The sequence below is a fragment of the Mycoplasmatota bacterium genome (assembly GCA_018394295.1).
Lineage (GTDB): Bacteria > Bacillota_I > Bacilli_A > Haloplasmatales > Haloplasmataceae > JAENYC01.
Map to the genome: position 1 here is coordinate 1,173,874 of CP074573.1, position 13,910 is coordinate 1,187,783.

Here is a 13,910-nt window from a genome sequence, read left to right on the forward strand (position 1 = left end):
TCAAAAGGAGGTAAGAATAAATGGCAAAAGGAAGAATCATTGTTGATATTGATAAGTGTAAAGGATGCGGTTTATGTATTGAAGCTTGTCCTTTTAATTTGTTAGAACTTGATGCTAATGTAGTTAATAAAAAAGGGTATCAACCGATGAGAATTCATACACCAGAAAAATGTATAGGATGTGCTAGCTGTGCGCTTATGTGTCCAGATGTAGTCATCACTGTTGAAAAATTATAAATTAGAAAGGAGAGATAAACATGGCTAAAGTTATGATGAAAGGTAATGAAGCGATGGCACTAGCGGCCATTAAAGGTGGATGTAGAGCCTTTTTTGGATATCCAATTACACCTCAAAGCGAATTACCTGAATATTTAGCAAGACATATGCATAAATATGGAGGAGTATTTCTTCAAGCAGAATCTGAAGTTGCCGCAATTAATATGGTTTATGGAGCGAGTGGAGCAGGAGCACGAGTAATGACTTCTTCATCATCTCCTGGGATAGCCTTAAAACAAGAAGGTATTTCATATATAGCTGGAGCAGAATTACCAGCAGTAATCATTAATGTTATGAGAGGTGGTCCAGGTCTTGGTGGTATTCAACCTTCACAAGCAGATTATAAACAAGTAACACGTGGTGGAGGAAATGGAGACTATTATGTATTAGCCTTTGCTCCTGAGAATTTACAAGAAACCGTTAATATAATTAAAGAATCTTTTGATTTAGCTGATTTATATAGAAATCCTGTAATGATTGCTGTTGATGGTTTAATTGGACAAATGATGGAACCAGTAGATTTAGATGTTGAGATTTCAAAAAAAGACCTACCAGAAAAAACATGGGCAACAACAGGAACTGATGGAAAACGTCCACCTGTAAACGTAAATTCATTATTCTTAGATGCCCAAGATTTAGAGAATCATAGTTTTAAATTAGATAAAAAATATAAATTAATCAAAGAAAACGAACAACGTTACGAATTTGTAAATATGGATAATCCAGAATTAGTAATCGTTGCTTATGGAACTATGTCAAGAATCGTACGAAGTGCTTTAGAAATATTAAACAACGAAGGCATTAAAGTTGGTTTATTAAGACCTATTTCAATTTGGCCATTCCCAGAAAAAGCTTTTAATGAACTTCCTGATTCTGTAAAAGGCATTTTAACCTGTGAATTAAGTACAGGACAGATGGTTGATGATGTTAAAATAGCGAATGATGGTAAATTACCAGTTGGATTCTTTGGAAGAACTGGTGGAATGGTACCAGAACCAGAAGAAATCGTACAAGCTGTTAAAGACATGCTAAGGGGGTTGAAATAATGGGAAAAGTTGTTTTTAAAAGATCAGAAGGATTATCAAAAAAAGAATTCTCATATTGCCCTGGATGTACACATGGAATTATCCATCGTTTAGTTGCTGAAGTAATTGAAGAATTAGGTATTATAGATAAAACAATTGGGATATCACCTGTTGGGTGTTCAGTAATGAACTATGAGTTTTTCAACTGTGATATGCAACAAGCAGCTCATGGACGAGCTCCTGCAGTTGCAACAGGAATTAAGCGTGTTAGACCTGATAATATCGTATTTTCATATCAAGGTGATGGAGATTTAGCATCAATTGGTACAGCTGAAATTATCCATGCTGCGCATCGTTCAGAGAACATAACGGTTATATTTGTTAATAATGCGATATATGGGATGACTGGTGGTCAAATGGCTCCAACAACTTTAATCGGACAAAAAACCACAACATCACCATATGGACGTGAAGAAAAACATGCAGGTAAACCAATTAAAATGTCAGAGTTATTAGCGACTATTCCAGGTGCTTCCTTTATTGAAAGAGTATCTGTACATGACCCAGCCCATGTAAGAAAAGCTAAAAAAGCAATCAAAAAAGCATTTGAAGTACAAGTAGAAGGGAAAGGTTTCTCATTAGTAGAGCTTATCTCAACTTGTCCAGTAAACTGGGGTAAAACACCACAAGATGCATTAAATTGGGCAAAAGAAAATATGATACCTTATTATCCACTTGGAAACTTTAGAACTCCAGAGGAGGATGGTAAAAATGATTAATGAAAAAGTGATTTGTGCTGGATTTGGTGGTCAAGGTGTAATGTTAATGGGGCAACTATTAGCTTATTCAGCAAATGAAAAAAATCTAAATACATTATGGTATCCTTCATATGGACCTGAAACACGTGGAGGAACAGCAAATTGTTCTGTGACAATATCTGAATCAAAAGTTAATTCACCTGTAATATCACAACCAGATACTATTTTTATAATGAACAACCCATCATTAGATAAATTTGAATCAAAAGTTAAACCAGGTGGAAGAATATTAATTAATTCTTCTTTAGTGGAAAGAAATATTGATAGAACGGATATTAATGCTTATTATATTCCAGTAAATGATATGGCTGTTCAATTAGGTAATGGTAGAGTTGCAAATATGATTATGATTGGGGCTTATTTACAATTAACTAAATTATTTGATAAAGAAGTTATTTTGAAAATCTTAAAGAAATCCTTTGGTGATGCTAAAGCTCATTTAATTGAAATTAATGATCAAGCGATTGAAGCTGGTAAACAATATATCATAGAACATTATGAGTAAATTATATGCTATCGACAAATTCTCTTTGTCGGTAGTTTTTTTATATTTCATTAAAAGAATATGATTTACTTAAAAAGCATTATCAAGATGTTTGTCAAATTGTAGGCTATTGTCATACACTAATATATAATATAAAAAAGAGGTGAGATATGGAAAATCAATTTTTACCTAATGTTGCAGTTTCGAAAGTGAAAGGGGGAAAACAGTATCCAAATATATATGGAGAAGTTTATTTTGAAGATGTCCCTGAAGGAGTGATGGTTTATGTCTATATTTCTGGACTTCCTGATTATAAACCAGGCAATCCACAGATTGGTCCACATGGTTTTCACATTCATGAATATGAAGATTGTACAGAAGGAGAAGAGTCTTCACCTTTCTTAGCTGCAGGAGAACATTGGAATCCTACAAATCAACCACATGGTAACCATCCTGGAGATTTTCCCGTTCTATTTTCTAATAATGGGGTAGCTTATATGTCCTTTTTTACGAATAAATTTACAGTAGATCAAATTATAAGTAAATCAATCATCATTCATGAAAATCCTGATGATTATCAAAGTCAACCTGCTGGTAATGCTGGAAAAAGAATTGCATGTGGTATTATTAAACCGATGTTTTAATTAATTGTTTTTGTATGGCTAAGGTAATATTTAATGTTTTACTAGCATCATCAACGCTGAGTTTATGATTACCTATTTTATTGTAATTTTCTATCACATATTGAAATGTTTTTTCAAACGAGGTATCACTTGATAATTCAATTTCTTTTTTATGATTATTAGTATATTCAATTAATGACATTTCTTCTCCGGATATAGTATCCTTATCAGAATATTCAAGAACACCGTTTTCAAAAACAGCTTCAAAACTAACTAAAAATGGGTAATAGTCTGGCATCATTGAGATGCCTTTTAATTCGACAACTAATTGATTGTATTCTAATTCTGCCAAAACGTAGGCAGTCTCTTCTTTTGATGAAAAACCTCTTGCCTTTATTTTAGTAGGTAATCCTAAACATTCTGTAATAAAATCTACTTCATGAAGCATTAATTGTGTTGCGATATGATTTAAACCTAAATCCCCCCATATGGCAGGGGTTTTTCTTGTTAAATATAAGGACTTTAGTTTTCCATATGAATTATTTTTAATAGCTTTCTGTAATATTTGATGAGCCTCTGAAAATTTGATGAATAGATTAATAAAAACATTCTTTTGATATTTATTTTGTGCCTCTTTAATAGCGATTATATCTTCCATTGAAGAGGTAAGAGGAGTCTCACAAAAGACATGTTTATCGTTTTGTAGTGCTTTTATAATGTAATCTTTATGAAGTGTAGAGGGTAAACAAATGTCGACTAAGTCAATTGTATCATCTTTTAAAATATCGTTAATATTTGTTGTTGTTTGAACGTTATATTTTTTATAAATATCCTGTAATTTGTCCTCATTTCTTCCGCATATTTTAATTTCTTCTACTTCATCAAAAAGTTGATATAGTTCAATATGATAAGTACCAATACCAGTTCCTAAAATACCTATTTTCATTGTATCATTCCTTTCATTATTTGATAGTTCAAGTGTATCATTATATTGTTGACAACTATGTGTCAACAATATAAAATTATTTAGAAAGGGTGATTAAATGAGATTACATAGACTTATAGCGATTATTTTATTAGTTGAATCTAGAGGTGTTGTAAAAGCCAAAGAAATAGCTTCAGCGCTTGAAGTTTCCATAAGAACAATTTATCGGGATATAGAAACCTTATGTCAAGCAGGAATTCCATTAATGACAACAACTGGTAAAAATGGTGGGATTTCTTTTGTTAGTCAATATTCTCTTGATTTAAATCACTTTTATGGTGATGAAGTCATTCAGTTGTATTTAACAGGGATGGGTATTCGTCCTATCAATGAAACAGAGACAAAACAAAAACTACAGAATGCTTTGTTTAAACTTGAAGCTAATCTACCTGATAATTTTAAATCTGATATTATTAAAGTTAAAAAAAGGATTTATTATGATGAAACACCATGGTGGGGTGAAATAAAAAAAATCAAGTATTTAGAATTAATCAGAAAAGCAGTTATTCAATCGATTAAGCTTAAAATAACTTATTTAAGATATCAAGGAGATAAGTCAAAAAGAATAATTGAACCCTATGGAATTGTTTCTAAACAACTCGATTGGTACTTAATTGCCTATGATGAATATAGAAAAGAAATTAGAACTTTCAAATGTGAAAGAATTGTTAATATAGAAACACTATCTGAAACATTTAGAATACCAGATAATTTTTCATTAGAATCTTATTGGAAAAATAGTGAAAATAGATTTAAAAAAGAAAAACGAGTTAAAGAAATATATCCTGTTACTGTTAAAGTTAACAAAGATCATGATTTTATATTAAAGGATTTAGAGATATTGGATTCTAAATTAATTGATAATAAAATAATTGCAGTGGTTAATCTATATAAATATGAATTTGCTTGTATTGAAGCATTAGAAATCGCAGGTTTTGCTGAAATAGTAGAACCACTTGTTTTAAGAGAACATGTTAAAACTGGATTGACTAAAATATTAGCTATATATAAATAAAAAAATAAACTCAACGAGGAGTTTATTTTTTTACTTGAAAATTCTTTAATGCATCAGCTAAACTAGAGTTAACCGTTACATCATTTTCTTTGTTTATTTTATTAAGATATTTAGAAACATCTTTTTTAGAAAGACTATTTTTTTCTTTTTTCTTACGCTCATTGAATGTTGACATTTTTTCTTTATGGCCACATCCACAAATGAATATTTGATTATCACCTTCACCATATAACTCTAATTTTTTATGACAAATAGGACACCTAGCATTGGTGAGTTTAGAGATTGTCTTTCGGTATCCGCAGGTTCTATCTTGACATACAAGGAGTTTTGCATCTTTTGCTTTAACTTCAAGTAATAATTTACCACAATTTGGACATTCTTTAGATGTTAAGTTATCATGTTTAAATTTCTGTTCACTTTTTTTAATTTCTTGAACAACTGCCATAGCATAATCCTTCATGTTATGAATATATTCGTTTTTATTTAAGTTTCCTTTAGATATTTTAGATAATTTATCTTCCCATTCTGCTGTTAATAAAGGAGATTTCAATTTATTAGGGACTAACTCTAATAATTGTTTTCCTTTAGATGTCGTATAAATGTCCTTACCTCGTTTTTCAATTAAGAAGATACGGAATAATTTTTCAATAATATCAGCTCGGGTGGCAACGGTTCCTAATCCTCCTGTTTCCCCAATGGTTTTTATAAGATTTTTATTGCTGCTTTCCATATATTTTACTGGGTTTTCCATTGCTTTTAATAAAGTACCTTCAGTAAAAGGAGCAGGTGGTTTAGTTTGACCTGACGTTTGTTTTAATGTTTTAATGTTTAACGTATCACCTTTATTTATATCAGGTAATACTTGATCTTCTGATTCATCTTCATCAATAGCTTGGTAAATTGCTTTCCATCCATTTGAAATAACTCGTTTTCCTTTAGCAGTAAACAATTCACTTCCAATATTTGTATGAATAGTAATTTGTTCATACTCAAAAGGTGGATACAATACAGCTAAGAAGCGTTTAACAACTAAATCATATATCTTAAATTCTCTATCATTTAATTGAGATAAACTCACTCTCTGTTCTGTAGGGATTATCGCATGATGGTCTGATACTTTAGTATTATCTACAAATGAACGATTTGATTTAATTGGTTTACTTAACAAATTTTGCGCAATTGAAACATAATTACCAATTTTTACAGCTTGAATGCGATCTTTTAAAGTACCAACAATATCTGTAGTTAAATACTTTGAATCTGTTCTCGGATAGGTTAAGGCTTTATGACGTTCATATAAACTTTGCATAATAGATAATGTTTCTTTTGCCGAAAAACCATAAATTCTATTTGCATCACGCTGTAGTTCCGTCAAATCATATAAATTAGGCGCGTATTGCTTTTTAAAACTTTTTTGAACCTCAGTTACTACTGCCTTTTTATTTCGTAAGTTGTTGACTAATTGATCGCATAAACCTTTATTAAAAGATTTAATATCATTTGTTTTTTTATCATGCCAAGTAAGCTTAATTTGATCAGATAGAGCAGTGATACCATAGTAATCTTTGGGTTTAAAATTTCGTATTTCTTGTTCCCGTTTTGCGATAATTGCTAGAGTTGGTGTTTGTACTCTACCACAAGATAATTGTGCATTATATTTAGTTGTCAAAGCACGGGTTGCATTGATTCCTATATACCAATCAGCAAACGCTCTTGATTGGGCAGATGCATATAGATTTTCATATAGGCGACCATCTTTTAACTGCTTAAATCCATCAGAAATGGCTTTATCGGTTACTGAAGATATCCATAACCGTTTAATTTTTTTTCTTACATTTGCTTTTTCTAATATCCAACGAGCAACGAGTTCACCCTCACGACCAGCATCAGTCGCAATGACAATTTCATGAACATCTTTACGATACATTTGTTTTTTAACAATGGAATATTGTTTGCTAGTTTTAGGGATGACTTCAAGCTCTAATTCTTTTGGCATTATCGGTAAATCCTCTAAGCGCCAGGATTTAAATTTCATATTGTATTTTTCAGGATTTGCTAAGGTAACTAAATGCCCTAAAGCCCAGGTTACAATATATTCATTACCTTCAATAAATCCATATTCTTTTTTATGACATTTTAATACTCTTCCTATATCTCTGGCAACAGAAGGTTTCTCAGCTAAGACTAATGTTTTACTCATAATAATGTTCCTCTCATATCTATTCTCTTTATGATATCACAAATTTTATTTTTTTCCAAATACGATAATTAATTTAAAGATTTATTGAAAATAGTGTATTTCTAAACGTTTGTAATGGGTAATTTACCTTTATTAACATAAGATATAATAAACATTAACGAGGGGGATTAACAATGACTGATAGAGGATACTATCCATCTTATGGAGATAATTATTTTGCGATTATCTTAGTATTATTTATTCTTTTAGCGATTATTGGTTGTGTTTGCTATTTAGGATAACATGTTATACCACAGACTCTGTGGTATTTTTTATTTTTAATAATGAAATTTCCTAATACTGTTAGGCATTAAACGAATGGGTGACTCTGATACTAAATATCGAGGAGGATTATATTGAAAAATAAATATATTAAAACTTTTGTCATCATTTTACTTACATGCCTTTCTTTTTTAGGTATTTTATCATTTCAACAAGATATATTCAGGAAAAATGATAAAGATAATTTATTAGATGTAGTTGAACAAAATAATAATTATGTAATTCAAAATAGTATTATTTCACCAAGGAATTTAAATAATATTATTGAAAACTCCGATGTAAAAGTAATTTTTATCAAAACAAATAGTAAACCAGGTGTTCTTATTCCTAATAGTATCATTATCAATTATAACCCCCTTTTTTCTATTAAAGGAAATTCTAATAATATTTCTACTAAAGGACAAATTAATCAGACATTAAGTAAAGCTGGGATAAATAATGATGATATGATAATTCTTTATGATATAGGTAATAGTCCATATGTAACCCGTCTTTTTTGGACATTGAAAATATATGGACATGAATTTGTTAAAATATTAAATGGTGGATTGAATCATTGGATAAATGATGGATATCATACGATTTCTCATTCAATTCCAACCAGAGAATCTGTTTATTTAGCAAGTGATAAAAATGAAAAAATGATAGCGACTAATGAGAATATTAAGGAAGCAATTAAAAATGAAAATGAAATCATATTAGATGTTCGCTCAAAAGAAGCGTATAATAAAGGACACATTCCTTCTGCAATTAATATTCCCTATCAATATTCTTTAACTAGCGGAGGAATATTTAAGACATTTGAAGCTCTGCAAAAATTATATCATCCTAAAGGAATTACGCCTAACAAAGATGCGATTTATGTTTATTGTAATACAGGAAGTAGGGCATCCTTTACTTACTTTGTATTACATGAATTATTAGGCTATAATAATGTGAAGGTTTATATAGGTTCACATTTTTAATTAAATTTGTTTTTACTACACTAAGTTATGAAAAGACTTTTAAATTAACATTAAATAATATTTAGCATAATCTATATAGTATTTTAACTGTATAGGTTATTTTTATTTAATTAATACATAATTTTTGTTATAATAGAGATGTAAGATAACTTATATGGTAACTAGATAGTGTTAAAATTTAGTAAAGACAAGGTGAAACATATGAAAAAATTATCAAAATTTGCTTTAACAACTTTGATTATCCAAACAATCCTTACATTAGGTTTAAATTGGGTCTTTTTCTTAATATACTATCGTTTGTTTAAATATTCATTTTTATCAACGAATAAAGTAAATTATGAAGTTAGCCATATTGATTTATTTTTTAACAAAGATTGTAAAAAATTATCTATAATTTCAATTGTTACCTACTTTATTTTTATATTATTTTCTTCTTTTACACTACTATTAATTAATGATACTGATTTTTTTTACATATTGAATTTTCAATTATGGTCATTTGTTAAAGGACATTTTTTAGATGCTATCCTACTTTCTGTCATTATCTTTCTTTTTCTAACCTATGCTTATAAAATTTTAATTAAAAATGTTTATTTTAATATTTATAAAAAGAATCATGTCTATTTTAATAATTATAGTGAATTAGATTTAGTGAGTTTTATAATCATCTCCATTCTAACATTAGGTTGGTTTTATATATTATATTTGTTTACTTTAGGTATCTATGAACTATATCTTTATTGGATAAATAAATATAATAATAAAACAAATTACTATTTTAGTACATTTGGTATTATTTCTTTATTTTTAATCGGATTTATGAATGTCATTTTAGTTTATTATCTTGTGATTAATCATGTGTATTTTAATTTTATATCACTATATTTAATTATATTATTTATGTTAAACACGATTTTGAGTTATGGTTTTTTTGAATTTAAAATGCGTAAATTTTTAAATGGTGATCTTATTATTTTAAACAAAAATCAAGATAAAATATTTAAACCTTATATTAATAAAAAAATTCTTCTTTTATGTTCATTTATTATTTTTGTATCATTGTTTTACTCAATTTATAGAATTAATGACTTAAACGAACTATCATTGAATACATATGATAATATCAATATAGCAAATCTAAAATGTGAACAATTTGATTCAAATTCAATTTGTTTTAACCGTAATTTAAATATGAATAACGAAGAATTTTCTATATGGACAACACCGATTGCATCAAATCAAAATTATAAATATCACCAGCAATTAATTGTATCTATGATTCGTCCATCAGAAATTAAAAATGAAGCAATTCAAACGAGTTATAAAGTTAATGATGTTTTTTATACATCCCCAGGTCAAGTATACGCTTATGAGAATGCTTATATATTTGTTCAGACGTATTATAAACGTATATCAAAGAACTATGTACCAGTATTCAATATCGTTAAAAATCTTGAACTAGTAACTGAAATAAATGATATTGATATTCATTTATCTATTTTAGATAATAATGTCTATATCTATGATTTTATGAGCGAAACATTTTCTAAATACGATAGGAATTATAATTATATTGATACGACAAGATTAATGATTGATAATTTAAATATTTCAATAAAGTCAAACCATAATAATCTCTACGGATATCATATAGCCAATGAAACGACTTCTTTACATATTGTATCTAACAATATTGAGAAATTGAAATTTTTCATTTCCTATATAAATCCATTTGTATATGATGAATTAGTTTTCTATTTACACAATTCTTTTTCACAAATATCACAAGAAGAAAGATATCATCGTACAGATGTTGAATTACTTACCTTCAGAGTCCTTAGAAATACTAAACATATTTCTTATTATAATGATCGATTTTATTTATATATGGATAATATTGCTGATATAAATCATAGTATGAACCTTAGTTATATTAACAGTGAAAATAATGAATTAATTGAATATTTAGATAAAGAAATTGATCAAATACCTAAAGTATTGACCAATCAAATTAATGTTAAATATTTAAATAAGCAATCTCGAATCTTATATACTGATAACTATGATGTTGATTTTCCTGTAAATGATAATAAGATTATATCGCTTTTTCTAGAAGGTGATCATGATTTTTCAGGGACTATCACTTTTGATTTTAGTATTAAATCAATTAAACAATATTTTGATAATGAAAACATAACTCATGAGACATTGACGATAAATAATTAAGGAAAAAAAAGAGAAAAACAATTAATTTTTCTCTTTTTTGATTCTTTTAGTCTAATTCTACATTATGATAAATTTCTTGAACATCATCAAGTTCATTAAGCATCTGAACTAATCGATTAAAATTCTCTTTTTCATCATTAGTTTCTAATTTAATATAATTCATTGGGATCATGGATATTTCTTCAATATCTATTTTAATTTCAGGTTTTACTTCTTCTAAAGAAGTTTTAATTTTATATAAATCAGATGGTTCACCATAAACGGTAATCACATCATCTTCTGCTTCAATATCAGCATCTATTTCTGCATTAATTAAAGCTTCTAATGTTTCATCCTCAGTTAAACCTGTAAAGGATACAATTGAATTATTATTATACATAAATGAAACACTACCTGAAACACCCATTTTATTTTTTGTTTTCGTGAAACAATTTCTTACTTCACTGACTGTACGATTAACATTATCGGTTAAGCAATCAACAATGAAAGTAGATTGACCAGGTCCAAATCCTTCATAACGAACAGAAGTATAAGATTCTGTTGTTCCACTGGATGCCTTTTCAATCGCTCTTTTAATTATGTCAGCTGGAACTTGTGCTTTCTTTGCTTTTTCAATGGTGTGTTTTAAAGTTAAATTCATTTCTGGGTCTGGAACCCCTGCTTTTGCTGCTATGTAAATTTCTTTTCCAAAACGAGAATATACTTTAGTTTTCGCTGCAGATGTTTTAGCCATAGCTGCTTTGCGGACTTCAAATGCTCTTCCCATTTATATCAACCTTTCATTATTTATTTTTAACAGTTTTATTAAAACTATTTTAAATAGTTTTAATAAAACTATCATTAATAGTTTTTAATAAAACCATCCTTTATAGTTTAATTTTAAACTATTTTCTTATTTTTCTCAACTTTTTATCTAAAAAATATGAAATTTATGATTTAATAATAATAGGTTTAGAACCATATAACGCATATATAAAAATAGTTTTATTGCATAATAGGATAATAAAAGATTAGATAAAGAATAAAGAGATAAACTAAACATAGAAAAATATTGAATTATTATTAAAAAAGTTGTACAATTAATTTTGTGTTTATAAAAAAGGATGGTAATAATTATGGAATCATTAAGAAAAATAATCAATATTGCTGTAATTGCCCATGTAGATGCGGGAAAATCTACTTTAGTAGATGCTTTTCTTTCTCAAAGTGGTGTTTTTAGGGATAATGAAGAAGTTGTAGATTGTGTAATGGATAGTAATGACCTAGAAAGAGAAAGAGGTATTACAATTTATTCAAAAAATTGTTCTGTTATGTATAAAGATTATAAAATAAATATTGTTGATACACCAGGGCATGCTGATTTTTCATCTGAGGTAGAAAGGATTATTAAAACGGTCGATACCGTTATTCTTTTAGTTGACTCAAGTGAAGGTCCGATGCCTCAAACACGATTTGTATTAGAAAAATCACTTGCATTAGGATTACGACCAATTCTTCTTATTAATAAAATAGATAAGAAGGATGAAAGAGCTGAAGAAGTTGTTAATATGGTTTTTGACTTATTTGTAGAGTTAAATGCCAATGATGAACAACTTGATTTTCCTATACTGTATGGGATAGCTCGAGATGGCATTGTTAAATATGATATGGAAGATGATAATAAAAATATCGCACCATTATTTGAAACAATTATTTCCCATGTAAATCATTATCCTAATTATAGTGAAAAACCATTACAACTTCAAATATCATCACTAGCATATGATGAATATATTGGACGACTAGGGATTGGAAGAATCTATCAAGGGAAAATAAAAGAAGGTCAGATTGTTTCAGTATACAATAGTGAGGGTAAAATAGTTAAACGAAAAATATCACAAGTATTTAACTACACAGGTCTTAAAAGACTCCCTGTTCCAATTGCGTATAGTGGTGATATTGTCGTTATTTCAGGAATTAGTGATATCTCTATTGGTGAAACAATTTGTGAGGAAGATAATGTTATTCCAATGGAAAAAATAAATATTGAAGAACCCACATTATCGATGAATTTTCTAGTTAATAAATCACCTTTTGCTGGTCGTAGTGGTAAGTATGTAACTTCAAGACATATAAAAAGTCGCTTAGAAAAAGAATTAGAAGTTAATGTAGGCTTAAAAGTCGAACCAATTAATGATGTTGAAGGATTTAAAGTATCAGGAAGAGGCGAACTTCATTTATCGATACTTATTGAAAATATGCGACGAGAAGGATATGAACTTGCTGTTTCTAAGCCACAAGTAATAATGCATCGATCAGGAAATACATTACTTGAACCAATTGAACGTGTGGTTTGTGATGTTCCTGAAGAGTATAGTGGCGTTGTTATCACAAAATTAAATTTACGAAAAGGTAACTTAGTAAATATGAATGTTGAAAAAGGTTATGCTAAAATTGTATTTTTAGTTTCAACTAGAGGTTTGTTAGGTTATCGTAGTGAATTCATTAATGATACGCGAGGTAAAGGTACATTAGTAAGAAGATTTGAAAAATTTGATAAACATAATGGGCAAATTCCACAACGAATCAATGGTGTAATGATATCTCAAGAAAATGGAGATGCGATGACATACTCACTAAATAATTTAAGTGACCGAGGTCAAATGATCATTCACCCAGGTATAAAGGTTTATGAAGGAATGATAATTGGTATATGTAATAAAAATACCGATTTAACTGTTAATCCATGTAAAAATAAAAAGTTAACCAATATGCGTTCGTCAAATAGTGATGAATCAATGCGCTTAGCTACACCAAAAATCTTTACATTAGAAGAAGCATTAGAATTTATCAATGATGATGAATTAGTTGAAATAACTCCAGATGATATTCGTTTAAGAAAAAAATATTTAACTTTATTAGAAAGAAAAAGAAGTCATAAAGTCGTCATAGAGGAACAATAATATACATTACAAATCCACTTGTATAGAAAAG

13 protein-coding genes are annotated in these 13,910 nt (G+C 28.5%); 10 read left to right on the top strand and 3 right to left on the bottom strand.

The window, feature by feature from the left end:
- Positions 1-20: 20 nt before the first annotated feature.
- The 5 genes from KHQ81_05330 (at position 21) to KHQ81_05350 (ending at position 3,246) form a co-directional block, all read left to right on the top strand.
- Complete coding sequence (locus KHQ81_05330) at positions 21-236, top strand: 4Fe-4S binding protein (protein ID QVK19124.1); 216 nt, start codon at positions 21-23, stop codon at positions 234-236.
- Positions 237-256: 20 nt separating this feature from the next.
- Positions 257-1,321: a 3-methyl-2-oxobutanoate dehydrogenase subunit VorB gene (locus tag KHQ81_05335; protein QVK19125.1), complete on the top strand. Its 1,065-nt coding sequence runs from the start codon at positions 257-259 to the stop codon at positions 1,319-1,321.
- Positions 1,321-2,079, top strand: a complete 759-nt coding sequence (locus tag KHQ81_05340) for a 2-oxoglutarate oxidoreductase (protein ID QVK19126.1) — start codon at positions 1,321-1,323, stop codon at positions 2,077-2,079. The genes KHQ81_05335 and KHQ81_05340 overlap by 1 nt, the downstream gene beginning before the upstream one ends.
- Entirely contained in the window at positions 2,075-2,623 is a 549-nt protein-coding gene (locus KHQ81_05345) for a 2-oxoacid:acceptor oxidoreductase family protein (GenBank protein QVK19561.1), read from the top strand. Before KHQ81_05340 ends, KHQ81_05345 begins: the two co-directional genes overlap by 5 nt.
- A 149-nt stretch (positions 2,624-2,772) precedes the next feature.
- Entirely contained in the window at positions 2,773-3,246 is a 474-nt protein-coding gene (locus KHQ81_05350; protein QVK19127.1) for a superoxide dismutase family protein, read from the top strand.
- Here the strand turns inward: KHQ81_05350 and KHQ81_05355 are convergent.
- Positions 3,230-4,171, bottom strand: a complete 942-nt coding sequence (locus KHQ81_05355; GenBank protein ID QVK19128.1) for a Gfo/Idh/MocA family oxidoreductase — start codon at positions 4,169-4,171, stop codon at positions 3,230-3,232. The two genes, KHQ81_05350 and KHQ81_05355, sit on opposite strands and share 17 nt — an antisense overlap.
- A gap of 97 nt (positions 4,172-4,268) precedes the next feature.
- On the opposite strand from KHQ81_05355, the gene KHQ81_05360 reads away from it, so the two are divergent.
- The gene (locus KHQ81_05360) at positions 4,269-5,225 is read left to right on the top strand and encodes a YafY family transcriptional regulator (protein ID QVK19129.1); all 957 of its coding nucleotides are present in this window, start codon (positions 4,269-4,271) and stop codon (positions 5,223-5,225) included.
- A gap of 22 nt (positions 5,226-5,247) precedes the next feature.
- Here the strand turns inward: KHQ81_05360 and KHQ81_05365 are convergent, their stop codons facing one another.
- Complete coding sequence (locus tag KHQ81_05365) at positions 5,248-7,425, bottom strand: DNA topoisomerase III (GenBank protein QVK19130.1); 2,178 nt, start codon at positions 7,423-7,425, stop codon at positions 5,248-5,250.
- Positions 7,426-7,598: 173 nt separating this feature from the next.
- Here KHQ81_05365 and yjcZ point away from each other — a divergent pair, with 173 nt between their 5' ends.
- The 3 genes from yjcZ (at position 7,599) to KHQ81_05380 (ending at position 10,937) form a co-directional block, all read left to right on the top strand.
- Complete coding sequence (gene yjcZ, locus KHQ81_05370) at positions 7,599-7,706, top strand: sporulation protein YjcZ (protein ID QVK19131.1); 108 nt, start codon at positions 7,599-7,601, stop codon at positions 7,704-7,706.
- A gap of 114 nt (positions 7,707-7,820) precedes the next feature.
- Entirely contained in the window at positions 7,821-8,711 is an 891-nt protein-coding gene (locus KHQ81_05375) for a sulfurtransferase (protein QVK19132.1), read from the top strand.
- 201 nt (positions 8,712-8,912) lie between these two features.
- The gene (locus KHQ81_05380; protein QVK19133.1) at positions 8,913-10,937 is read left to right on the top strand and encodes an oligosaccharide repeat unit polymerase; all 2,025 of its coding nucleotides are present in this window, start codon (positions 8,913-8,915) and stop codon (positions 10,935-10,937) included.
- A 46-nt stretch (positions 10,938-10,983) separates the two neighbouring features.
- Here the strand turns inward: KHQ81_05380 and KHQ81_05385 are convergent, their stop codons facing one another.
- Positions 10,984-11,703 (bottom strand): YebC/PmpR family DNA-binding transcriptional regulator, encoded by a 720-nt coding sequence (locus KHQ81_05385; GenBank protein ID QVK19134.1) that lies wholly within the window; start codon positions 11,701-11,703, stop codon positions 10,984-10,986.
- Between the two features lie 349 nt (positions 11,704-12,052).
- Here KHQ81_05385 and typA point away from each other — a divergent pair, with 349 nt between their 5' ends.
- Positions 12,053-13,879 (top strand): translational GTPase TypA, encoded by a 1,827-nt coding sequence (typA, locus tag KHQ81_05390; GenBank protein ID QVK19135.1) that lies wholly within the window; start codon positions 12,053-12,055, stop codon positions 13,877-13,879.
- The last annotated feature ends 31 nt before the right edge of the window (positions 13,880-13,910 follow it).

Coding starts and splice junctions, on each gene's coding strand:
- KHQ81_05330 (QVK19124.1), top strand. CDS start 21: ATGGCAAAAGGAAGAATCATTGTTGATATTGATAAGTGTAAAGGATGC.
- KHQ81_05335 (QVK19125.1), top strand. CDS start 257: ATGGCTAAAGTTATGATGAAAGGTAATGAAGCGATGGCACTAGCGGCC.
- KHQ81_05340 (QVK19126.1), top strand. CDS start 1,321: ATGGGAAAAGTTGTTTTTAAAAGATCAGAAGGATTATCAAAAAAAGAA.
- KHQ81_05350 (QVK19127.1), top strand. CDS start 2,773: ATGGAAAATCAATTTTTACCTAATGTTGCAGTTTCGAAAGTGAAAGGG.
- KHQ81_05355 (QVK19128.1), bottom strand. CDS start 4,171: ATGAAAATAGGTATTTTAGGAACTGGTATTGGTACTTATCATATTGAA.
- KHQ81_05360 (QVK19129.1), top strand. CDS start 4,269: ATGAGATTACATAGACTTATAGCGATTATTTTATTAGTTGAATCTAGA.
- KHQ81_05365 (QVK19130.1), bottom strand. CDS start 7,425: ATGAGTAAAACATTAGTCTTAGCTGAGAAACCTTCTGTTGCCAGAGAT.
- yjcZ (QVK19131.1), top strand. CDS start 7,599: ATGACTGATAGAGGATACTATCCATCTTATGGAGATAATTATTTTGCG.
- KHQ81_05380 (QVK19133.1), top strand. CDS start 8,913: ATGAAAAAATTATCAAAATTTGCTTTAACAACTTTGATTATCCAAACA.
- KHQ81_05385 (QVK19134.1), bottom strand. CDS start 11,703: ATGGGAAGAGCATTTGAAGTCCGCAAAGCAGCTATGGCTAAAACATCT.
- typA (QVK19135.1), top strand. CDS start 12,053: ATGGAATCATTAAGAAAAATAATCAATATTGCTGTAATTGCCCATGTA.